Below are 22,018 nucleotides of genomic sequence, written 5' to 3'. Positions count from 1 at the left end.
GGACGTCGCGAAATGCCCTCGTACCGGGCACGACGGCGACTACTTGTCGGCGATCTCCGAGGCCAGCCACTTGCCGTCGACCTTCTGCATGCGCAGCACGATCGGACCCGCGGCCAGGGCCTGCGGACTGCCGTTCTTGACCGCCGAGATATTGAGGTTGACCAGCAGTTCGGCGCGATCTTCGGTGAGCAGGGTGACGCCCAGCGGGTCGGTGGTGACCTGGGTGTCGGTGGAGGTCTGCTTGATCACGTCCAGGCCGGTGTCGGCGTACTTGTCCAGATCGGCCAGCATCTGGCCGGTGAGGACCGTCCGCGCGCTGTCCTTGAACTTGTCGATGTCCTTGGCCTTGTAGCCGTACAGCGTCGTCAGGGCGTGCTGGGCGGCCGCTTTCACCTCATCGGTGGCGGAGTTGTCGACGTAGGCCAGATTGCCGTCGTCCACGCCGGGGCGCAGGAAGCCGACGATGGCCAGCACCGCCAGCGCGACGGCCGCGAGCCCGCAGCACAGCGCGACGCGCCAGGTCTGCCAGAAGCTTGCGGACGAGCGCCGGCGAGCGGCCGGGCGGGAAGCGTTCTTCGGCGTCCGGAGCTTGGCGCCCGCGGACTGCGGAGCGGTGTTCTCGGACTGCCGCTGGTTCGGGCGCGCGGTCGTTCCGCCGACGCGGCCGGAGCTGCGCTGGGCGGCCGGGCGGCGCTTGGAGGTGACGCGATTGACGGGTCGTTTGTTGGCCATGGATCGCTCCCTCCTAGTTGCCGGGGGCCGGGTTGGCGGTGGTCGACGGTGCCGGGGTGGCGGGCGCGCCGTTCTGTTGCAGCGCACCGGAGTCCAATGCCACCGGATTGCCGAGGTTCTGGGCCTTCTCGGCCTTCCAGGTGTCGCCGACCTTCACCATGTCCAGGGACCAGGACTGCCGGAAGGCGGCGGGCTGGCCGCCGGGCCAGCTGCGGTTGATGCGCAGCACGACATAGGCCGAGGCGTGGTCGAGTTCGCTGTTCAAAGAGGTCAGCGTCGCGCCTTCGACGGTCGACTGCATATTCGTCTTGGCCTCGGTGACCTGCTGCTTCAGTGATTCCAGATCCTTGGTCTGCTCATCGTGCAGCTGACCGGTGGTGGAGGAGATCATGTTCTGGAGCGAGCCGTCGACATTGTTGGGGTCGAAGGTCATCAGGTTGATGGCGGCCTGCCGGGCGTCGGTGAGCGCGGCGTCGCGGGCCTGGGCGCGCGGGCGGTCGTGCATCAGCCCGCCGACGATCCAGGTGCCGCCGAACCAGGCGGCGGCGACGGCGGCGACCACGGCCACCGCGATCGCGCCGATGGTGACGGCCTGCTTGACGCCGGAATCGACCGCGCCCGCCGCGGGTGCGGACTTCGCCGATTCGGACTTTACGGCTGCGGCCGGCTTCGCGACCTCCCGCTCGGGTGCCGGATCGGGCGCGGCGGTCTTCTCCAGGGACGGCGCGGCCGTCTGCGACTGAGCCTCGGCATCGGGTCCGGCGGTGCTGGTTTCGTTCGCGGGCGCCGTCGTCTCCGTCGGCTGATCCGGGTTCTCCCCCAGTTCGCTGTCCTTTTGCTGGCTCACGCCGCCACCATACTGTCCTCTCCGCGTAGTAACGCTCGGGCTGCGGGCATCATCACTTCGGGGTGACGCCCATGAGGGTCGCCAGCTGGGTGGCGACCGGGTTCAGATTCAGCTTCTCGGGGTCGTACTTGGGCTTGTCGTCCCACGGCTGCGGAACCGACGGATCGGCCAGTTCGGCGCGCGCGCCGCCGCGGACGGCGGTCTCACTGCCTTGCGGCACAGCGCATTTGGCTTCGGTATTGAACGGGAAGTCGTCGCGCGAATCGTCGAAATTGGGGTTGCGCGCCTTCTCCTGAGCCAGGATCGCCTGGGTGCCCTCGTAACCGACCGTGCAAGCCGGCGGGTTGTTGGTCTCCAGCACCAGCCCGAAGTGGGTGGTGCCGTCACCGGGAGCGGTGGCCGACGCGCCGATGGACAGCAGCGGCAGCATCTGGAGCACCGGTCCGAAGGCGTAGAACTTCGGCGAGACGGTGAGCAGCAGGGCGCGCAGGTTGGTCAGGTCCTGGGTCAGGGCCGGACCGCTCTCCTGGAGCAGCCGCTGGAGCTGATCGCCGGCATCGGTGGAGGTGCCGATCAACCGCCGGATATCCGGATCGTTGGAGCGCAACTGCGCGGTCAGCTTGTCCAGGCCGTCGCTGAAGGTGCGGATGGACGAGGACTGCTCGGATTGCGTGTTCAGCGCGGTCCGGGCATTGCGGATCAGGGCCAGGGTCTGTGGCAGGTTCTCGATGCCGGTCTGGGTGAACTTGTTGAGCGAGTCCACCAGCACCTTGAGATTGTCGCCCTGCCCGTTGAACGCCTTGCCGAGCTCGGTCACCGTGGTGCTGAGCGCCGCGAGGTCGGTGGTGGCGACGAAATGGTCGACGCTGGAGAGCAATTCCTCCACCGGGATCGGCAGCGTGGCGCCGACGATCACCGAACCGTCCTTGAGATACGGCGAGTTGTTGTTGTCGGGCAGCAGATCCACGTACTGCTCACCGATGGCGGATCGGTTGGCCACCACGGCCTTCGCGCTCGCGGGCACCTTGGGCGCGCCGGAGTCCATGTCGAGGGTGACGACCACGCCGTCGGAGGAGATCTCCAGATCCCCGACCCGTCCGACGGGCACGCCGCGGTAGGTGACCTCCGCGCCCTTGGACAGGTTCGCGGTCTGCGGCATCTGTACCTTCACGTGGTACATGCCGAAGCCGAGCATATTGTCCAGCCGCACGTACTTGGCGCCGACGAAGGCGACGCCCAGCACGGCGATGACGGCGAAGGCGATCAGCTGGTTGCGTACCAGTTTGGTCATCGCGGTGCCACTCCCAGCTGCTCGAGGATGGAGCCGAGCGGATCGGTGGGCCCGATGCCGGCGGCCGGCGCGACCACCGTATTGGGCAGCGGCAGCAGCGAAACGGTGGGCCAGCCGCCACGCGGGCCGTTGCCGTTGTAGTACGGGTTGGTCGGATCCACGTTCACCTGCCGGCCGTTCGGCGGGATGTACACCGGATTCGGTTTGCCCACACCGAGATTCGACAGCAGCGTGCCGATCTCCAGGTCCACCGAAAGCCAGGTGTTGACCTGCCCGCCGAACGCCGACTTGATGGCCTCGTCCGGGAACGGATAGGTCGGGACCAACGGGAACGCGGTGACCAGGTCGTCGGCGGATTTGCCGAGCTCCTGAAGCGTGGGCCGCAGCGAGGACAGATCGGTGATCAGGTTGTCCTTGGAGTGGTTGAGCACGTCGAAGCCGGCCTGCCCCACCCGATCCAGCTGCGTCAGCAGCGCGATCAGCTCCGGCCGCTGCTCGTCGAGGATCTTGATGCCCTGGGGCAGCTCGTCGAGGATCCCGGCGATCTTGTCGGTCTGCTGCCCGACCCGGCTGCTCAGCTTGTCCAGCCCGTCGAGCGCCCGGGTGATGTCCTCGACCTGCTTGTTCAGGCCGTCGATCAGGGTGTTGGCCTGCTCCAGCAGCGACCGCACCTTGTCGGCGCGCCCGTCCAGGGTCTTGTTCAGCTCGGTCACGATGGGCTGCAATTGCGCCACGCCGCCGCCGTTGAGCAGCAGCGACAGCGCACCGAGCACCTCTTCGGTCTCGGTGGCGGTGCGGGTGTTCTCGACCCGGATGGTCGAGCCGTCCTTCAGCTTCTCCGAGGAGGGATCGTGCGAGGGCGCGGAGAGTTCGATGAACTTCTCACCGAGCAGGTTGGTCTGCTTCACCTCGGCGCGGGCATTGGCCGGCAGGTTCACATCGCTGTTGACGACGGTCTTGACCTCGGCCGTCCAGCCCTCCGGGGTGAGCTCGATCTTGTCGACCCGCCCGACCGGGACGCCGTCCACCTTCACGGTGGACTGCGGCACCAGGTCCAGCACATCCGAGAACTGCACGTTGATGTGCATCGGATGGTCGCCGACGTTCGGCCCGCCGGGCAGCGGAATGCTGTACGCGCCATTGCCGCAGGCGGTCGCGAGCAGGGTTACCGCGCCGAGCGAGGCCGCCACGGCGACGGTGCGAATGCGCTTGGCGCTCATCGCTGTCCACCTTCCTGCTGCGACGGCGCTTCCTGGTTGGAGGGAGTGCCCGGGACCGAACCCGGCACCGCGTTGCGCTGGATGTTGTCGCCGCTGAGGATGCCGAACGGCAGCACCAGCGACGGCGTCTTCACGCCCGCGGTGAGCTGACCGGTGATGGTGGTGCAGGCGTCCAGGATGGGCCGCATCTGCGCCGAGATGGCATCGAACTTGGGATCGCCGGGCCGCAGCTTGCCCAGGTCCAGCATCTTGCAGATGACCCCGAACGGGTCCTGCAAATCGGTGAAGTTGGGCCGCATGTCCAGGGTTCCGGTCTCACCGTTGTGGACGTTGATCAGGTTGCTGAGCGCGGTCGGGATGAGCGGCAGCGCCTTGGCCAGATCCTCGCGCTGATCGGCGAGGGTCTTGGTGAGCGTGGTCAGCGCTTCCGCGTTGGACGCCACCAGATCCCGGTTGTTGTCGATGAACCGCGCCACGTCGCCGAGCGCGACCGACAGCAGGCTCAGCGCATCGCCGAGGTTCTGCCGCTCGCCCGCGAGGAAGCCCGAGAGCGAGGCCAGCTGTGTGTTGAATTCCCGTACCTGGCTGTCGTTCTCGCTCAGCATGCGGACGAATTCGTTGAGGTTCTTCACCGTGTCGAAGATGTCCGTGCGCGAATCCGACAGCGCCTTGGCGGCTTTGGAGAGCTGGGTGAAGCTGTTGCCGAGCGCCTCACCGTTGCCGGCCAGGTTCGCCGAGGAGGTGCGCACCAGTTCGTTCAGCGCCCCGTCCTTGTTGGCGCCGTTGGGGCCCAGCGCATCCGAGAGTTCGGCGATGCTCTTGTAGAGCCGGTCCACCTCGACGGGCGTGGCGGTGCGGTCCTTGGGGATGGTGGCGGTGCGCTCCATCTTCGGGCCGCCCTTGTACGCCGGGGCGAGCTGGATGTACCGGTCCGACACCACGGACGGGGTGATCTGCGCGGCCTTGGCGTCGGCGGGGATGTCGTAGCGACGATCCACATCCATGACGACCTTGACCTGTTCGCCCTCGGGCGTCACCTCTTTGACCGAGCCGACCGGCACGCCGAGGATGCGGACGTCCGAACCCTCGTAGATGCCGACCGACTTGTCGAAGTAGGCGGTGATGGTGGTGGTGTTGAGCTTGTCGAAGCCCCACCACGCGATGCCGGCGAGCAGTACAGCCACGGCCACGACGCCCGCGGTGATCTTGCTCTTCCGGCTGGACGCCTGCATGGCGGCGAGCGGATTCTTCGCCATGATCAGCTCCCCATCTTGCGAATCGGCGCGCGGTCGCCCGGAATCTCGGGCAGCGCGGGCGGAATCAGGTTGGTGATCACCGCGTCGAACCAGCGACCGGTGCCCAGCACGTTCGCGTACAGCCCGTAGAACGGGGCGGCGAGGGTCAGCGTCTTGGAGATATCGGCCTGATGGTCGTTGAGGATCTCGATGGTCTTGCGCAGGTTGGTCAGCGCCGGGCCGATCTGCTCCTCGTTGTCGGCGACCAGCGCGGACAGTTCGGCCGCAATGGTTTTCGCGCCGGTGAGCAGCTGCGAGATGGCCGACTGCCGCACGTTCAGCTCGGCCAGCAGCTGTCCGCCGTTGGCCAGCAGCCGCTCGAATTCGGCATTGCGATCGGCGAGCACCTTGGAGGTCTTCTTGGTGGCGGCGAACAACTGCTTGAGTTGATCGTCACGCTTGGCGAGGGACTCCGAGAGCCGCGCCACGCCGTCGATGGAGCCGCGCAGCTCCTGCGGCGTCCCGGAGAACGCCTGCGACAGCACCTTGAACGACTGCGCCAGCTGATCGGTGTCGGTCTCCTCGACATTGCGGGCGGCATCGCTGAAGGCGTCCACCACGTCGTAGGGAGATACGGTGCGCGACAACGGAATCGCCTTCGAGGGATTCGCGGCGTGCGCACCCTTGGGATCCAGCGCCAGGTACTTCTGCCCGAGCAGCGTCTTGATCTGGATGGAGGCGGTGGTCTCGTCGCCGATCCAGGCGTCCTGGGTGCGGAAGCCGACGAGCACCTTGTCGCCGTCCAGGCTCACGTCCTGCACGGTGCCGACCTTGACGCCGGCGATGCGCACCTCGTTGCCCTTCTTCAGCCCCGCGGCCTCGGAGAACTCGGCGGTGTACTTGGTGCCGGCGCCGATGATCGGCAGCTTGTCCAGGCTGAACGCGGACACCGTCACCAGCACCACCATCAGCAGGCCGATACCGCCCATGAATGCCGGACTGCGCTTGCCCAGCACAATGCGGTCGTCCATCTAGCGGCCTCCCTTCCCGTGGCAGCGCGGCGCCGGGTTCGTGTAGATCGGCTGGTTGACCGTCGGCAGATTCGCCACGGCGGCAGGCAGATTCAGGCCCTGCGCATCCGGCAGGCCCGGCCCGGCGACGATGTCGATGCCGCACAGATAGAACTGGAACCAGGAACCGTAGGAGGCGGCGCGACCCAGCTTGTCCATCTTGATGGGCAGGTTGGTCAGGCCCTCGTCGACCTCGTCCTTGCGGCTGTTGAGCGTGCCGGTCAGCTGGTTCAGCCCCGCGATGGCGCCCTGTAGGTTCGGCCGCACCGGCACCAGCAGGTCCGCGGTGGCCGAGGCCAGATTGCCCAGCGAGCTGACGGCCGAGCCGATGGTGCCGCGCTCGGCGTTCAGACCGGTGATCAGCGCCTCGGTGTTGACGATGAGCTGGTCGAGCTGCCCGTCGCGTGCGTTGATGGCATCGAGCACGGCATTCAGGTTCTTGATGACCGCACCGATCACCGCGTCCTTGTCGGCGATCTTGTTGGTCAGCGAGGCCGTGTTCCGCACCAGCTCGGTGATGGTGCCCGACTCGCCCTGGAACACCTGAATGATGTTGTAGGACAGCTTGTTCACGTCATCCGGCGTCAGCGTCTGGAACAGCGGGCGGAAGCCGTTGAACAGCTCCGTCAGGTTCAGCGCGGGCGTGGTGCGCTCCAGCGGGATGGTGGCGCCCTTGGTGATCTTGCGCCCCTGCTGGCCGGTGCCCTGCTCCAGCGCGATGTAGCGCTGGCCCACCAGGTTCCGGTACTTGATGGTCGCGGTGGTCGAGGCCGGCAGCCAATCGCGGTCGGTGATCTCGAATTCCACATTGGCCAGGCGCTTGTCCACGATGGACACCTTGCTCACCTTGCCGACCCGCACACCCGCGATGCGCACTTCGTCACCGGGGTTCAGCGAGGTCACATCGGTGAACCGGGCATTGAACTTGGTGCCGCCGCCGCCGTAATTGGCGATGGTCAGCGCGAGCACCGTGGTGGCGGCGACCGTCACCAGGATGAACGCGATCAGCTTGGTCAGCGTGCCGCCGAGGCCGCGCAGCAGATCCTTCATCGAACGCTCACCTCACTGCCGCGGAAGGCCGGAGCCGCGATCTTGGTGATCCAGCTCGGCACCTGCTGTGGCGAAACACCGTGCGCCGCACCGTAGATGGTGCCCAGGGTCTGCTGCTCCTGCTTCGATCCGGCGGTGGTCACGTCGTACGGGCCGTAGGTCCGGTACTGCGGCGACGGCTGCAAGCCGATGGCCATGTCACCGGGGGTACGGCTGGGCGGCTGGTAGGAGCCGTCATTGGCGGACCCGTTGGTGTACTGGCCGGGATCGACATTCAGCGGATACTCCGGAATGCACATGGCGCCACGCGGATCGAACCAGCGCGGCTCGTCCTGATTGGGCACGTAGCGGCCGCGCGTATTGACGATCTCGACGGTCACCCGCGAACCCGGCAGATCCGTGCCCTTGCCGAACAATTCGTCGATGCGCGGCTTCATCTGCGCGAAGTTCTTCAGCGCGCAGGTGTAGCCGGGCGAGTACTTGGCCAGCGCCTCCAGCGCGGGCCGCGAATCCGCCGCCACGTCGATGATGTTGTCGCGGTTGGTGAGCAGGAAGTCGGCCAGCGTCGCGGAGCTGGGGGTCAGCACCGCGAGCATGGTGTCGATCTGCGAACGCTTCTGCACGATGGTGGCATTGGTGGTGCGCAGGTTGTCCAGCGCGTCCACCAGCTGCGGGGCGGCATCGGAGTAGGTGTCGGCGACATCCGCGAACAGCCGCAGATCCTCCTGCAACGTCGGCAGTTCCGTGTTCACCTGCTTGAAGATCTCGTCCAGCCGGTCCACCGTCTTGCCGAGCTCCGCGCCCTGCCCCTGCAACGCCTGCGAGAGCGCGCCCAGGGTGGAGGAGAGATACTGCGGCGGAATCGCCTGCAAGAGCGGCAGGATGTGGTCGAGCAGCTGGCTGACCTCGATGGCATTGCCGGTGGTGTCCTGGTGCAGGGTCATGCCCGCGCTCAGGTGCCCGCTCGGGTTCTCCGGCCACACCAGGTCGATGTAGCGCTCACCGAAGAGCGTCTTGGGCAGCAGTCGCGCGGTGACGTTCGCCGGGATCTGATCGGCCTTGGCCGGATCGATGGCCAGGTCCAGCGTGACGTTCTTGCCGTCGTACGAACTGGACCGCAGCTCACCGACATTCACCCCGCGCACCTTCACGTCCGCATTGCGGGTGAGGGCATTGCCGACGGTGTCGGTGATCAGGTTGACGCGAACGGTGTCCACGAACTGCTTGTTGTAGATGGCGATGGTGGTCCACAGGAACAGCGCCACCACCACGAAGAAGAGCACGCCGAGGGTCCGGCTGCGCAGCTTCTCGGTCTTGCGCCAGAACTGCACGCGCTCGGGGTTCGTCATCCGGCCACCCGCACCGTCGTGGTCGTGCCCCAAATGGCCAGGGACAGGAAGAAATCGAGCACGTTGATCAGCACGATGGCGGCGCGCACCGCGCGGCCCACGGCCACGCCGACGCCCGCCGGGCCGCCACTGGCATTGAAGCCGTAGTAGCAGTGCACCAGGATGATGACGAATGCGAAGACCAGCACCTTGAGGAACGAATAGACGACGTCCTCGGGTGGCAGGAAGAGTTGGAAATAGTGGTCGTAGGAACCGCTGGATTGACCGTTGAAATAAATACTGATCAATCGTGAGGCCACATATGTGCCGAGCAGGCCGACCACGTACAGCGGAATGACCGCGACGAATCCGGCGATGACGCGGCTGGTGACCAGGAACGGCACCGACGGCACCGCCATCACCTCGAGCGCGTCGATCTCCTCGGAGATCCGCATCGCGCCCAGCTGGGCGGTGAAACCACAGCCCACCGTCGCCGAAAGCGCCAGCGCCGCAACCAGAGGCGCGAGCTCACGGGTATTGATGTACCCGGTCAGGAAGCCGGTGAGCACTCCGGAGCCGAGGGCGTCGAGGGCCTTGAAGCCCTGCAATCCGACGACCACGCCGACCGACGCCGACATGAAGACGATCACGCCGATGGTGCCGCCGATGACCGCCAAGGCACCCGAACCGAAAGTCACTTCGGCCAGCAGCCGCATGACTTCCTTGCGGTAATGCACGACGGTTCGCGGAATCCAGGCGATGGCTCGCGAATAGAACGACATCTGGTCGCCGGCTCGGTCGACCAGGCGCACCGGCGCTTTGAGGGCACCGGTCACCCGGCGCGCCGACCGGGTGATAACGGTGGTGCGCTGCGAAACAACCATGGATCACGCGCCCTTTGCGGGGACGACCTGAAGATAAATCAGGGTCAGGATCAGATTCAGGAAGAAAAGCGTAAGGAACGAGATCACCACGGATTGATTCACCGCGTCGCCCACTCCCTTCGGTCCCCCCTTGGGATGCAGCCCCTTATAGGCCGCGATGACACCCGCCACGAGCCCGAAGATCAAAGCCTTCAGCTCGCCGATCCAGAGGTCCGGCAGCTGCGCCAGCGCCGAGAAGGACGCCAGATACGCACCGGGAGTACCGCCTTGCAGCAGTACGTTGAAGCCGTAGCCGCCCATGATGCCGACCACGGAGACGAGTCCGTTGAGCAGCAGCGCGACCAGCATCATGCCGAGCACACGCGGAACCACCAGGCGCTGAATGGGATCGATGCCGAGGACCTCCATGGCGTCGATCTCCTCGCGAATGGTGCGCGAGCCGAGATCCGCGGCGACCGCGGAACCGGCTGCGCCCGCGATGATCAGAGCGGTCACCACGGGTGCCGCTTGCTGAACGGTTGCGAGAACACTGGTGGCGCCGGTGAAGTTCTCGGCGCCGAGCTGCTTGATGAGGGAGCCGGTCTGCAAAGCGACCACGGCGCCGAACGGGATTGCCACCAGCGCGGCCGGGAGGATCGAGACAGACGCGATGAACCACGACTGCTCGATGAACTCACGGAACTGGAAGGGCCGGCGGAACGTCTTACGGACTACGTCCAGAAGGAGTGCGAAGACGTTGCCGGCCTGGGCAAGACCCGACTCGACCGGGGTGCGCAGTCGTGTCAGGGTTTGATTCACGCCGCGTATGTTACCCGTTAGTCAGGTTCTGTCGAACCGTGGTGTCGTACGAGCCCTGGTAGGCGGGAATCACCTGCGTGTCGTCGTCGCCGTTGGTCTCCATCGACTCGCGAATCGCCTCCTGCGCGGCGGGCGGCAGGGTGTGCAGAATCTGGCGCACGCGCTCACGGCGACGGTGCACCGCCTGCCGCACCGGCATGCCCGGCTGCGCCCGCATCTGCGGGATGATGCCCTCGACCTCTTCGGCGCCACCGGCGTGGTGACCCGAGTCGAACATGGCCTGCTCGCGGGCCATCTGGGCTTCGTCCTTCTCCTCGGACATACCGATGGGGCCCTGCATGCGGCCGTTGAGGAACTGCTTGACCACCGGCTCCTCCGAGGTGAGCAGCACCTCGCGGGGGCCGAACATGACCAGGTTCCGGCGGAACAGCATGCCGATGTTGTCCGGCACCGAACGGGCCAGGTTGATGTTGTGCGTGACGATCAGGATCGTCGCGTCGATCTGCGCGTTGATATCGATCAACAGCTGCGAAAGATAGGTCGTACGAACGGGATCCAGACCGGAGTCGGGCTCGTCGACGAGGATGATCTGCGGGTCCAGCACCAGCGCGCGGGCCAGGCCGGCACGCTTGCGCATACCGCCGGAGATCTCACCGGGCAGCTTGCCCTCGGCGCCGAGCAGACCGGTCAGCTCGAGCTTCTCCATGACGATCTTCTTGATCTCGGATTCGCTCTTCTTGGTGTGCTCGCGCAACGGGAAGGCCACATTGTCGAACAGGTTCATCGAGCCGAAGAGCGCGCCGTCCTGGAAGAGGACGCCGAACAGCTTCCGGATCTCGTAGAGCTCCTTGTTGGAGCAGGTGGTGATGTCGGTGCCGTCGATGTAGATCGAGCCCTTCTCGGGGCGCAGCAGACCGATCAAAGACTTCAGGAACACGGATTTACCGGTACCGGAGGGGCCGAGCAACGCACTGACTTCCCCCGACGGCAGGGTCAGAGTGACATCCTGCCAAATTCGTTGCGAACCGAACGACTTGGTGATGCCCTCGGTCCTGACCTCGACGCCCACGCCAACCTCCACAATTCTCAGACGAGCGCACTACTGCGGCGACCACTCGTTAACTGAACGCGCGGTGTGGCGCGTCACAGTAGGTTCGGTCACTGTATCGCATAAGCCCCGTCTCGGACACCGGGACCTGACTCGCCAGTAGAAACATTCGCATCGAGTTGCGAATAACGGGCAGATTACAACTCCCGAATACGCGAAAAAGGCGGTCCCCCAAAGGGAACCGCCTTTTCGTACATCAGGTCGCGGGGCAAAGCCCCGCGGGGGCCTCCCCCTCCAGGGGGTGTGGGGGCGAAGCCCCCACGAACCTCCCCGTCCGGGGGTGTCGGGGGCGTAGCCCCCGACTGAGCTCACACCGTCTTACTTGACGGTGATCTTGGCGCCGGCCTCTTCGAGCTTCGCCTTGGCGGCCTCGGCGGCATCCTTGGCGACCTTCTCCAGGATCGGCTTCGGGGCGCCCTCGACCAGGTCCTTGGCTTCCTTCAGGCCCAGGCCGGAGACGATCTCACGCACGACCTTGATGACCTGGATCTTCTTGTCGCCAGCCGACTCCAGGATCACGTCGAACTCGTCCTGCTCTTCGGCGGCCTCGGCCGGAGCAGCGCCACCGGCGACGGCAACGGCGACCGGAGCGGCAGCGGTGACCTCGAACTTGTCCTCGAACGCCTTCACGAACTCGGACAGCTCCAGCAGGGTCATGCCGGCGAAGGTCTCGAGCAGCTCATCAACGTTGGCCATTGATATTTCCTTTCGGTAGTTCATCCTCGCGCGAGCGACGACGAAAAGTTTTGGGGTGGTTTATTACTCGGCGTCGACAGCAGCCGGAGCAGCCTCGGCAGCGCCACCTTCGGCGCGCTTCTTCTCCTCCAGGGCCGCGGCCAGACGGGCGATCTGCGAGGCCGGGGCGGCGAACAGCCCGGCAGCCTTCGACAGGTTGCCCTTCATGGCGCCGGCCAGCTTGGCCAGCAGCACCTCGCGCGACTCGAGGTCGGCGATGCGCTCGACCTCGGACACGGACAGCGCAGCGCCGTCCATGTAGCCGCCCTTGATGATCAGCGCCTTGTTGTCCTTGGCGAACGCCTTCAGCGCCTTCGCGGCGTCGACCGGCTCACCCGTAATGAAGGTGATGGCGGTCGGACCGACGAACAAGTCATCCAGGCCTTCCACGCCCGCCTCAGCGGCGGCACGCTTGACCAGGGTGTTCTTGGCGACGGAGTAGGTAGCGTTCGCACCGAGCGCACGACGCAGTTCAGTGATCTTGCCGACCGACAGGCCACGGTATTCCGTGACAACAGTCGCCGTGGACGCCTTGAACTGCTCAGTGATCTCCGCAACCGCGGTGACCTTCTCAGCCTTTGCCATACTTCGCCTCCTCTCTGGATGGTCGGTTCTCGTATGAACTACCGAGTTCCGCCACAGGGGCCGGCGACAAAGCAAACGCCCCGGACGCAAGGTGGTCCCGGGGCGCACAAGAAACGCGATTTCTCGCAGGTTTCCCGACCTCGGCTCTCCCTGCGTGGGCCGCCGGCAATATCGCCGGACCTTCGACTACCCGGAGGGCAGCAACCAACGGTCTTCGGTAGAACGATTTGGGTTGATCACCGAACGAAATCAATGACCGTCGACCAATATAGCGGACCCGCATCTATCCACCAAAACGGGGGTTCCGACGCCGCTGCCCCACCGCGGGTCCCGCCCCGGAAACCCCGCGCCACCGGGCGGCGACGTGTGATACAAGTCCGGAATGACGGAACCGAACGGGCGCAAGGTCAGCCTGGTCGCGGTGAACGGCTGGTTCGTGGGCGCTCGTCTCAACGACCGGGGCGATCTCATCATCGACGGCCAGGATCTGGGCGGCCCATACAGCGAATACGAATGGGCCTGGGCGTTTTCCAGCTCCACCTTCTCGATGATCAAGGCCCGGCTCGGGGTGGATACGGATATGGACATCCTCGACGCGCTGCGAGAGTCGTTCTCCAGCAACGAACTTCGCGATCCCGGACGCTGGTTGCACAAGGAGGCCGGGATTCCGGCGGAGTTCTGGAGCCGGGTGGAGCCGTAGACCGGCACCGTGCCATCGAATCTTCGGGGACGACAGACTCTAAAATCTAGGTATTTCAAAATGGGGATATCTCGGTAGGGTCCGACGCATCAGACATGGAGGTGCTCCCCTATGAGCCGAATGCTCACCAAATCCCTTGCTGCCGTGATGCTTTCCGCGGCCATCGCCGGCGTCGCGGCGGCGCCCGCGGCCCAGGCCGCACCGGCGTCGGCGCCGCAGCCGGTGGCCAGCTCCGGCTCCGGCCAGGTGCTGGCCATGCCGATCGGATTCATCTACCTCGCCATTTGCGGTATCTGGGGTAGCAGCCAGCCCGATACCCGGCCGGTGTGCCTGGCCCTGCAAAGCCTCGCCAGCGGCAGCGCCGAGCTCGGCTCGGGTTCCTGAGACGGGAAAAGCGAAGGGCCGGCACGCGTCAGCGTGCCGGCCCTCGTTCTTGCTATGCGTTGCTACGCAAGTCGCGAAGAGACTCTCAGTCTTCTTCGGCGAAGTTGCGGGTGCGGTTCGGATCCACCGGGATGCCCGGTCCGGTGTTGGTCGAGAACGTCACCTTCTTGACGTAGCGGCCCTTCGCGGTGGAGGGCTTGACGCGCAGGATCTCGTCGAACGCGGCGCCGTAGTTCTCGGCCAGCTTCTTCTCGTCGAAGGAAGCCTTGCCGATCACGAAGTGCAGGTTGGCCTGCTTGTCGACGCGGAAGTTGATCTTGCCGCCCTTGATGTCGTTGACGGCCTTGGTCACATCGGGGGTGACGGTGCCGGTCTTCGGGTTCGGCATCAGGCCACGCGGGCCCAGCACGCGAGCGATACGACCGACCTTGGCCATCTGATCCGGGGTGGCGATGGCGGCGTCGAAGTCCAGCCAGCCGCCCTGGATGCGCTCGATCAGGTCCTCGGCGCCCACGGCGTCGGCGCCGGCGGCCTCGGCCTCGGCGGCCTTGTCGCCGACCGCGAACACGATGACGCGGGCGGTCTTACCAGTGCCGTGCGGCAGGTTGACGGTGCCGCGGACCATCTGGTCGGCCTTACGGGGATCGACACCCAGGCGAACGGCGACCTCGACGGTCGCGTCGGTCTTGGTGGTGGCGGTCTCCTTCGCGAGCCGCACAGCGGCCAGCGGGGCGTACAGCGCGCTCTTGTCGACCTTGGCGGCCGCCTCGAGATAAGCCTTGCTTCGTTTTGCCATGATTCTCTGTCCTTGTCTAAGTCAGAAGTGGTGCGGGACTGGCCGTCCCTCCCACGAGAGCCGGAAGGCTCTTACTCCGCGATGGTGATACCCATCGAGCGGGCGGTACCAGCGATGATCTTCGCCGCGGCGTCGATGTCGTTGGCGTTGAGGTCTTCCTGCTTGGTCTTGGCGATCTCACGGATCTGATCCATGGTGACCTGCGCGACCTTGTTGCGGTGCGGCTCGGCGGAGCCCTTCTGCACACCGGCGGCCTTCAGCAGCAGACGCGCGGCGGGCGGCGTCTTCAGCTTGAAGTCGAACGAGCGGTCTTCGTAGACCGTGATCTCGACCGGGATGACGTTGCCACGCTGCGACTCGGTCGCCGCGTTGTACGCCTTGCAGAACTCCATGATGTTGACGCCGTGCTGACCCAGCGCCGGACCCACGGGCGGAGCCGGGTTGGCGGCACCGGCCTGGATCTGGAGCTTGATGAGCCCAGCGACCTTCTTCTTCTTCGGGGGCATCTTTCTTCCTTGGTTTAGGTTCCTTACGGAATCCCGTAAGCCTTCTCAGGGACTTGCGCCCGGACCTCCGGCGAGAGCCGAAAGCGCCTAGGCACAACCCGACAAGTCTATGTGAACGCGAAAAAGGCGGTGACACCGGGGCGAACCCGGGCCACCGCCTCGACGCGATTAAATCTTGGCGACCTGCGTGAACGCGAGTTCCACCGGGGTCTCGCGACCGAAGATCGAGACCAGCACCTTGAGCTTCTGCTGCTCGGCATTGACCTCGGAGATGCTGGCCGGCAGCGTCGCGAACGGGCCGTCCATCACGGTCACGGACTCGCCGACCTCGAAATCGACCTCGATGGTCGGCTTCACGATCGGGGTCTCGCCCGAGGTCTCGCCACCCGCGGCGGCAGCGGCGGCCGGCGCGGCGGCCTTCTTCTGCTGCGCGGCCGGGACCAGGAACTTCACCACATCGGCGATGGTCAGCGGCGACGGACGCGAGGTGGCGCCGACGAAACCGGTGACGCCGGGGGTGTTGCGAACCGCACCCCAGGACTCGTCGTTCAGCTCCATCCGGACCAGGATGTAGCCCGGCAGCACCTTGCGGTTGACGTTCTTGCGCTGACCGTTCTTGATCTCGGTGACCTCTTCGGTCGGCACCTCGACCTGGAAGATGTAGTCCTCGAGACCGAGGTTCTGCACGCGGGTCTCGAGATTGGTCTTCACCTTGTTCTCGTAACCGGCGTAAGAGTGGATGACGTACCAGTCACCGGGGGCGCGACGCAGCGCGGCGGTCATCTCGGCGACGGGGTCCAGCGGCTCGGCGGGCTCGGAAAGCTCGGCCTCGGGCTGTGCGGGCTCGTCCTCTTCGGCATCCACGGAGGCGTCGGAGTCCACCAAGTCGTCGGCGTCGGCGGCGGCCTCTGCCACCGTCTCGTCGATCTCGAACTCGTCGGTCGTACCGTTCTCCGGGGTGCTCACTGGGGCACTCGCCTTCCTTGTCGTCACGTAATCCTTTGCGCGCCGGGGGAATACACCCCGACGGATGGTCCGCCCCTACGCCTCTGCACGAGGGACGGTGAACCAGCGCCGACGGTCAGCTAGCCGAACAGCCAGTTGACACCCTTGATGAACGCCAGATCCAACCCGCTGATGAACGCGACCATGAAGATCACGAACACCAGAACAACGCTCGTATAGGTGACCATCTGCTTGCGGTTGGGCCAGATCACCTTGCGAAGTTCGGAAATAACTTCCTTGAGGAACTTCACCAGGCGCTTGAACGGATTGCCCGTACCGCTGCGGCCGGCCTTGCCGGACTTCTTGTCTGCCTTCGTCGTCGACGAGGGCCGATCGGCTACCGCGACAGTCGCGGCGGACGACGCGGTGCGTGACCGCCGGGCGGTGCGCTTACCGCTCGGCCGAGCCACCGCGGTGTCATCGCCGTCTTCGGCATGCGCGCCGTGGCGAGTATCCCGCTCGTCGCTCACGTCGATCCTCTCTCGTCGCCGGCATAGGGCAGGGGCGACAGGACTTGAACCTGCAACCTGCGGTTTTGGAGACCGCTGCTCTGCCAGTTGAGCTACGCCCCTTCGGCTGAACCATCGATCGGTTCGGCCACTGTTCTATTCAGTTATACAACCTGGTCTTCACACAACATACGCGCCGCTCCTCGGAGCAGCGCGCATCGGCTGGTGACCCCAGACTGCCGAGTCTACGGTACACGACTCGGCAATCGCGAATCGGGGCCATCTCCGTCATCCCGGCATGCTTTCAGCCGGGATCCACGGTGGATTCCGGCTGAAAGCATGCCGGAATGACTGACTGACGGACGTCTCAGCCGAGTTGCACGGTGGCGGTGGCGCGACCGAAGATCTTGCGCCCCTCCGACTTCGCCACGATGGCGATGACCGCGGTCCGGTTCTCGGCGTCCACGGACTTCACCTTGCCGGTGTATTCGATCTCCGCCGGGCGATCCACCGGGACGTAGACCGGGCTGGTGAAGCGAACGTTGTACTCCTTGACCGCACCCGGGTCGCCGAGCCACGAGGTGACGAAGCCGCCGCCCAGGCCCATGGTCAGCATGCCGTGCGCCACAACGTTTTCCAGGCCGACCAGCTTCACGACATCGTCGCTCCAGTGGATCGGGTTGGCGTCGCCGGAGACGCCGGCGTAGTTCACCAGATCGCCGCGGGTCAGCTTCACCACACGCGCGGGCAGCTCCTGGCCGACGGTCACATCCTCGAAGCGGACGGCATGCTTGCTCGCCACGATGGAGCCGGTGCTCGGCTTCACCGGTTCCGGATCCGCGGTCACCGGGTTGGCCTCCTCGCGCGGGGAGTGCGCGGGCGCCTCGTCCGGGCCGACACCGTGCATGAGCACATTGCGCACGGCGTCACCGATATTGGGATCGATGTCACCGCCGCTGCGGCCGATGAGGGTGGTGTAGGTGGTGAGCACCAGCTCGTCGTTCTGCGCGACCACGTCGTTGCGGGTGACGATGATGTCGCCGCCGAACGCCTGCCGGAACGAGTGCAGGTAGACGATGCAGGAGAGCTGGTCACCGGCCTTGATGGGGCGGTGGAACTCCAGGATCTGATCGGTCTGCATGATCTGGCTCAGGTCGTAGCCGGTGACGATCTGCTCGAAGAGCTTGCGCTGGGCCAGGATCCCGACCAGGGAGATGAAGGTGAGCGGAGCCACCAGGCCGTCGTAGCCGTACTCCCGGGCGATGCTCTCGTCCCAGTGCACCGGGTGGTAGTCCTGCACGGCGCGGGCGTACTCACGCACCTTCTCGCGGCCGACTTCGTAGTAGTCGTCGACTCGGTAGTGATGGCCGACCATGGCGGCGGCGTGGGCAGCGGGATCGAAAGCCGCTTCGGCTTCTTCGATCATTTCGACCTCGGTGTCAATCTCGGTGTTGATCGTCACGGCAGGAAGTCCCTTATCTGATCCCGGACCCGGAATCGGCGGAGCGCTGAACCACCGCTATATACGCCAAGTGCCGGACCGGGGCCACTGTCCCTTTGTGTGGGGGACGAAGCAGCTTACCGATCCGGCACTTCTTCCACGCGGTAGAGCGCGCGGGTTTAAGTTAGCGGGATTCGCGATGCGCCCGGTGCGTACCGCAGTTGGGGCAGAACTTCTTCAGCTCCAGGCGGTCCGGGTCGTTACGCCGGTTCTTCTTGGTGATGTAGTTACGGTGCTTGCACTGCTCGCAGGCCAAGGTGATCTTTGGCCGGATATCAGTGGACTTCGCGGCCACGATTTGCCTTCCTTCCGGACAGCCTGATGGGAATATCAGATATGTAGCGATGGCCGGACTTGAACCGGCGACACAACGATTATGAGTCGTTTGCTCTACCGACTGAGCTACACCGCCATCATGTGCGGACTAGACGGCGGGGAAAGTCCCGGGTCCTGCACGAGAAGCCGAGTCGGTCACCACCGGCAATCCGGCGAGCCCCCTAACGGAATCGAACCGTTGACCTTTTCCTTACCATGGAAACGCTCTGCCGACTGAGCTAAGGGGGCGTGTCTGTCTTGCTCCGGTCCAGGACCGGGGCGCTGAAGACTTGAACGAGATTACACAACATCCGGACCACATACCAAACCGGGTGGTCAGAGGCGGTTTTCTGCGCGATTCCAGCCAAGGACACGCTGGAATGACGAAGGGTGCCACCCCGCCCCGCGGGAGGCGTGGCTCTCGTCATCCCGGCATGTTTTTGGCCGGGATCCACACGGTTCCGCCTCCAGAGACGGCGAAACCCCCGGGGACTGTGTCCTCGGGGGTTTCTCTGTGGCAGATGTAGGATTCGAACCTACGTAGGCTTTCGCCGACGGATTTACAGTCCGCTCCCATTGGCCGCTCGGGCAATCTGCCGTGCGCCGCATTCGGTGCGCTGAAAGAATACAACGAACCCACGCCCCGAATGCAAACCGGCTGGATACGGCGGTCGCGGACCGGCTAGCGTCGGTGGGGGAACCTTCGGAAAACTTCCGATCTTCGACAGGAGCAAAGCGTGGCCGATTCGTCGTTCGATGTCGTCAGCAAGGTCGACCGCCAGGAGGTGGACAATGCCCTCAACCAGGCGGCCAAGGAGCTGACCACCCGCTACGACTTCCGTGGCACCGGCGCGAGCATCGAGTGGTCCGGCGAGGACAAGATCATCCTGACCGCCGAGGCCGAGGAGCGGGTCAAGGCCGCGCTGGACGTGTTCAAGGAGAAGCTGATTCGCCGGGACATCTCGCTGAAGGCGTTCGACGCCGGCGACCCGCAGCAGTCCGGCAAGGTGTACAAGATCACAGGCACCATCGTGCAGGGGATCACCTCCGAGAACGCCAAGAAGATCGCGAAGAAGATCCGCGACGAGGGTCCCAAGAGCGTGAAGGCGCAGATCCAGGGTGAAGAGCTCCGGGTCACCAGCAAGAACCGCGACGATCTTCAGGCCGTCATCGCGCTGCTGAAGAAGTCCGATCTGGATATCGCCCTTCAGTTCGTGAACTACCGCTGACGTGCGGGATCGTGGGGCTTCGCCTCACACCCCGAAACGAAAAGGGGGTCCGGGACAATGTCCCGGACCCCCTTTTTTCACAGGTTTCGGGTACCGCCTGCCATTTCCTCGAGGCGGGCGATACGGTCCGCCATCGGGGGGTGGGTCGAGAACCATTTCGCCATCTTGTCGCCGGCCCGGAAGGGGTTGGCGATCATCAGATGCGATTGCGCGGTGAGCTGCGGCTCGGGCGGCAGGGGCGCCGCCTGGGTGCCGCGCTCGAGCTTCCGCAGGGCGGACGCGAGCGCCAGCGGGTCACCCGTCAGGACGGCTCCATCGGCATCGGCTTGGTACTCGCGAGAGCGCGAAACGGCCAGTTTGATCAGCGATGCGGCGATCGGCCCGAGTAGCGAAACCAGAAGCACGCCAATGATATTCGGTCCTTCGCCATTCCCGCGACCACCGAAGGCGCTGGCGAAGAACGCCAGGTTCGCCAAACCGGAGATCACCGAGGCCAATGCGCCCGCGACCGAGGAGATCAGGATGTCGCGGTTGTAGACGTGCGAGAGTTCGTGCCCCAGCACCGCACGTAGCTCTCGTTCGTCCAGCAGCTGGAGAATCCCGGTGGTGCAGCACACTGCCGCATGACGCGGATTACGGCCCGTGGCAAAGGCATTGGGGGCATTGGTGGGGCTGATGTAGAGCCGCGGCATCGGCTGCCGTGCGGCGGTCGCCAATTCACGCACGATGCGATACATGACCGGCGCTTCCAACTCGGTCACCGGCTGCGCGTGCATGGCCCGCAGCGCGAGTTTGTCGCTGTTGAAATACGCGTAGGCATTCATGCCTATCGCGAGCACGACCGACAGCAGCAGAATCATCGGACTGCGGAACAGCGCCCCGGCGAAAACGATCAGCGCCGACATACCGACCAATAGTCCGAACGTCTTCAACCCGTTCGCATACCCGTGCGAGTGCATATCCGCCTCTCCGCGACTCATGCCGGCAGTTCACTGCCGGGAGACTTGATCACCGGGCTCACGGAGAGCAATCACCCGGGTTGTGGGCGTCCCCGATGAGTTACCCGGACCCTCACCAAATCAGTAGTCCCGTTTTCGATACAGCAGATCAACGATGCCTGGGCGGGCGAAGTTCCCTTCGCCCGCTTTGCGGTAATCAGCCGACGCGTTCGATGGTGTAGCGCACCAGGCGCTCGAGGGCCTCGTTGGCGGGGCCGCCGGGGAGGGCGGAGAGTTCGGCGTGTGCGATATCGGCGTAGCCCTGGAGTTTCTCCTTGGCCAGCACCATGCCGCGGGAGCGGGAGAGCAGGTCGAGCGCTTCCTCGACTTCGCCGTCGGTCTCCAGGGGCTTGGCGAGCAGCTTGCGCAGGCGGTCACCCTCGTGGCCCTCGTCGCGCAGCGCGTAGAGCACAGGCAGGGTGTGCACGCCCTCGCGCAGATCGGTGCCGGGGGTCTTGCCGGACTGTTCGGAGACCGAGGAGATGTCGATGATGTCGTCGGAGATCTGGAAAGCGGTGCCGACCGCGTCGCCGAGCCGGGCCAGGCGTTCCACGTGCTCGCGGTCCGCGCCGGAGAAGGTGCCGCCGAAACGCCCCGAGGCGGCGATCAGGGAACCGGTCTTCTCCCACACCACCCGCAGGTAGTGCTCGACCGGGTCCTGGGACTGCTTGGCGCCGATGGTCTCCCGCATCTGGCCGGTGACCAGTTCGGCGAAGGTTTCGGCGATGATCCGCACCGCGTCCGGGCCGAGGGTGGAGACCAGGCGGGAGGCGTGCGCGAACAGGTAGTCGCCGGCGAGGATGGCGACGCTGTTGCCCCAGCGCGAGTTGACGCTGACCGCACCGCGCCGCATGGGGGCCTCGTCCATGACGTCGTCGTGGTAGAGCGTCGCCAGGTGCACGAGCTCCACGACGGTGCCCGCGGTGACCAGGTCGGGACTGGTCGGATCGGGACCGAGCTGCCCGGTCAGGATGGTGAACAGCGGCCGGAACCGCTTGCCTCCGGCGCGAGCCAGATGCAGCGCGGCTTCCTGAAGGAACTCCTCACCGTCGGAAAGCTCGGTGATCAGTAGGTCTTCGACTTCGACCAGACCTTTACGCACGGTCGCAGCGAGCTCGGGATCACCAAGATCCACCCCCGCAACCACGGTGCTCTCATCGCTCACAGCCGATGCGCTCATTCCATCTCCCAGTGCCGCGTCCGACCCCACGCCTAAAGAACCTAGCGTCTCGGTCGATCACCCCCTACGGAC

General features: G+C 65.3%; 24 protein-coding genes and 4 tRNA genes. 3 read left to right on the top strand and 25 right to left on the bottom strand.

What is annotated here, in order from left to right; all coding sequences use genetic code 11:
- Window positions 1–39: 39 nt before the first annotated feature.
- From NI1_RS07480 to rplJ, 13 genes are all read right to left on the bottom strand, one after another.
- On the bottom strand, window positions 40–732 hold the full coding sequence (locus NI1_RS07480) for a hypothetical protein (protein WP_067816010.1): 693 nt from the start codon (window positions 730–732) through the stop codon (window positions 40–42).
- A 13-nt stretch (window positions 733–745) separates the two neighbouring features.
- The gene (locus tag NI1_RS07475) at window positions 746–1,579 is read right to left on the bottom strand and encodes an Rv1363c family protein (protein WP_084522773.1); all 834 of its coding nucleotides are present in this window, start codon (window positions 1,577–1,579) and stop codon (window positions 746–748) included.
- Window positions 1,580–1,631: 52 nt separating this feature from the next.
- Window positions 1,632–2,870 (bottom strand): MCE family protein, encoded by a 1,239-nt coding sequence (locus NI1_RS07470; protein WP_067816007.1) that lies wholly within the window; start codon window positions 2,868–2,870, stop codon window positions 1,632–1,634.
- Entirely contained in the window at window positions 2,867–4,090 is a 1,224-nt protein-coding gene (locus NI1_RS07465) for an MCE family protein (protein WP_067816005.1), read from the bottom strand. Before NI1_RS07465 ends, NI1_RS07470 begins: the two co-directional genes overlap by 4 nt.
- Window positions 4,087–5,346: an MCE family protein gene (locus tag NI1_RS07460; RefSeq protein ID WP_067816003.1), complete on the bottom strand. Its 1,260-nt coding sequence runs from the start codon at window positions 5,344–5,346 to the stop codon at window positions 4,087–4,089. The genes NI1_RS07465 and NI1_RS07460 overlap by 4 nt, the downstream gene beginning before the upstream one ends.
- A gap of 2 nt (window positions 5,347–5,348) precedes the next feature.
- Window positions 5,349–6,356: an MCE family protein gene (locus tag NI1_RS07455; protein WP_067816000.1), complete on the bottom strand. Its 1,008-nt coding sequence runs from the start codon at window positions 6,354–6,356 to the stop codon at window positions 5,349–5,351.
- A complete protein-coding gene (locus NI1_RS07450; protein WP_174564461.1) occupies window positions 6,357–7,445 on the bottom strand; it encodes an MCE family protein in 1,089 nt (362 codons plus the stop codon).
- Window positions 7,442–8,794 (bottom strand): MCE family protein, encoded by a 1,353-nt coding sequence (locus NI1_RS07445; RefSeq protein WP_067817871.1) that lies wholly within the window; start codon window positions 8,792–8,794, stop codon window positions 7,442–7,444. Before NI1_RS07445 ends, NI1_RS07450 begins: the two co-directional genes overlap by 4 nt.
- On the bottom strand, window positions 8,791–9,657 hold the full coding sequence (locus NI1_RS07440) for an MlaE family ABC transporter permease (RefSeq protein ID WP_067815997.1): 867 nt from the start codon (window positions 9,655–9,657) through the stop codon (window positions 8,791–8,793). The genes NI1_RS07445 and NI1_RS07440 overlap by 4 nt, the downstream gene beginning before the upstream one ends.
- A 3-nt stretch (window positions 9,658–9,660) precedes the next feature.
- Window positions 9,661–10,455 (bottom strand): MlaE family ABC transporter permease, encoded by a 795-nt coding sequence (locus NI1_RS07435; protein ID WP_067815994.1) that lies wholly within the window; start codon window positions 10,453–10,455, stop codon window positions 9,661–9,663.
- Window positions 10,456–10,465: 10 nt separating this feature from the next.
- Window positions 10,466–11,524, bottom strand: coding sequence for an ABC transporter ATP-binding protein (locus NI1_RS07430; protein ID WP_174564460.1), 1,059 nt, complete (start codon window positions 11,522–11,524; stop codon window positions 10,466–10,468).
- A gap of 357 nt (window positions 11,525–11,881) precedes the next feature.
- Window positions 11,882–12,259, bottom strand: coding sequence for a 50S ribosomal protein L7/L12 (gene rplL, locus NI1_RS07425; protein ID WP_067815988.1), 378 nt, complete (start codon window positions 12,257–12,259; stop codon window positions 11,882–11,884).
- A gap of 63 nt (window positions 12,260–12,322) precedes the next feature.
- The gene (rplJ, locus tag NI1_RS07420; protein WP_067815986.1) at window positions 12,323–12,883 is read right to left on the bottom strand and encodes a 50S ribosomal protein L10; all 561 of its coding nucleotides are present in this window, start codon (window positions 12,881–12,883) and stop codon (window positions 12,323–12,325) included.
- A gap of 382 nt (window positions 12,884–13,265) precedes the next feature.
- Here rplJ and NI1_RS07415 point away from each other — a divergent pair, with 382 nt between their 5' ends.
- Both NI1_RS07415 and NI1_RS07410 read left to right on the top strand, forming a co-directional pair.
- Window positions 13,266–13,583: a hypothetical protein gene (locus NI1_RS07415; RefSeq protein ID WP_067815983.1), complete on the top strand. Its 318-nt coding sequence runs from the start codon at window positions 13,266–13,268 to the stop codon at window positions 13,581–13,583.
- Window positions 13,584–13,694: 111 nt separating this feature from the next.
- The gene (locus tag NI1_RS07410; RefSeq protein ID WP_157535000.1) at window positions 13,695–13,967 is read left to right on the top strand and encodes a hypothetical protein; all 273 of its coding nucleotides are present in this window, start codon (window positions 13,695–13,697) and stop codon (window positions 13,965–13,967) included.
- 85 nt (window positions 13,968–14,052) lie between these two features.
- On the opposite strand, the gene rplA is transcribed toward NI1_RS07410, so the two are convergent.
- The 10 genes from rplA to NI1_RS07360 form a co-directional block, all read right to left on the bottom strand.
- Window positions 14,053–14,763 carry a 50S ribosomal protein L1 gene (rplA, locus tag NI1_RS07405; protein ID WP_067815978.1) on the bottom strand — a complete coding sequence of 237 codons (711 nt, stop codon included), beginning with the start codon at window positions 14,761–14,763 and terminating at the stop codon, window positions 14,053–14,055.
- A gap of 71 nt (window positions 14,764–14,834) precedes the next feature.
- Window positions 14,835–15,269: a 50S ribosomal protein L11 gene (gene rplK / locus NI1_RS07400; protein WP_067716510.1), complete on the bottom strand. Its 435-nt coding sequence runs from the start codon at window positions 15,267–15,269 to the stop codon at window positions 14,835–14,837.
- A gap of 168 nt (window positions 15,270–15,437) precedes the next feature.
- A complete protein-coding gene (gene nusG / locus NI1_RS07395) occupies window positions 15,438–16,235 on the bottom strand; it encodes a transcription termination/antitermination protein NusG (RefSeq protein ID WP_067815975.1) in 798 nt (265 codons plus the stop codon).
- A gap of 119 nt (window positions 16,236–16,354) precedes the next feature.
- Window positions 16,355–16,744 (bottom strand): preprotein translocase subunit SecE, encoded by a 390-nt coding sequence (secE, locus tag NI1_RS07390; protein WP_067815972.1) that lies wholly within the window; start codon window positions 16,742–16,744, stop codon window positions 16,355–16,357.
- A gap of 29 nt (window positions 16,745–16,773) precedes the next feature.
- A tRNA-Trp gene (locus NI1_RS07385) sits at window positions 16,774–16,846 on the bottom strand.
- Between the two features lie 244 nt (window positions 16,847–17,090).
- Window positions 17,091–18,149, bottom strand: a complete 1,059-nt coding sequence (locus tag NI1_RS07380; RefSeq protein ID WP_067817868.1) for a fused (3R)-hydroxyacyl-ACP dehydratase subunits HadA/HadB — start codon at window positions 18,147–18,149, stop codon at window positions 17,091–17,093.
- A 199-nt stretch (window positions 18,150–18,348) separates the two neighbouring features.
- The gene (gene rpmG, locus NI1_RS07375; RefSeq protein ID WP_029925945.1) at window positions 18,349–18,519 is read right to left on the bottom strand and encodes a 50S ribosomal protein L33; all 171 of its coding nucleotides are present in this window, start codon (window positions 18,517–18,519) and stop codon (window positions 18,349–18,351) included.
- 44 nt (window positions 18,520–18,563) lie between these two features.
- Window positions 18,564–18,636 (bottom strand) — tRNA-Met (locus NI1_RS07370).
- A gap of 79 nt (window positions 18,637–18,715) precedes the next feature.
- Window positions 18,716–18,788: transfer RNA gene (locus NI1_RS07365), tRNA-Thr, on the bottom strand.
- Window positions 18,789–19,054: 266 nt separating this feature from the next.
- A tRNA-Tyr gene (locus tag NI1_RS07360) sits at window positions 19,055–19,137 on the bottom strand.
- Window positions 19,138–19,276: 139 nt separating this feature from the next.
- Here NI1_RS07360 and NI1_RS07355 point away from each other — a divergent pair.
- A complete protein-coding gene (locus NI1_RS07355) occupies window positions 19,277–19,768 on the top strand; it encodes a YajQ family cyclic di-GMP-binding protein (RefSeq protein ID WP_067815968.1) in 492 nt (163 codons plus the stop codon).
- 77 nt (window positions 19,769–19,845) lie between these two features.
- Here NI1_RS07355 and htpX read toward each other — a convergent pair whose 3' ends face one another.
- Window positions 19,846–20,727, bottom strand: coding sequence for a zinc metalloprotease HtpX (htpX, locus tag NI1_RS07350; protein ID WP_067817865.1), 882 nt, complete (start codon window positions 20,725–20,727; stop codon window positions 19,846–19,848).
- 196 nt (window positions 20,728–20,923) lie between these two features.
- Complete coding sequence (locus NI1_RS07345) at window positions 20,924–21,946, bottom strand: polyprenyl synthetase family protein (RefSeq protein WP_067815965.1); 1,023 nt, start codon at window positions 21,944–21,946, stop codon at window positions 20,924–20,926.
- Between the last annotated feature and the right edge of the window lie 72 nt (window positions 21,947–22,018).

This window comes from Nocardia inohanensis NBRC 100128 (genome assembly GCF_001612945.1).
GTDB classification, from domain to species: Bacteria; Actinomycetota; Actinomycetes; order Mycobacteriales; family Mycobacteriaceae; genus Nocardia; species Nocardia inohanensis.
The sequence above is the reverse complement of the archived record's forward strand: the minus strand, read 5'-3'. Positions and strand labels throughout refer to the sequence as shown.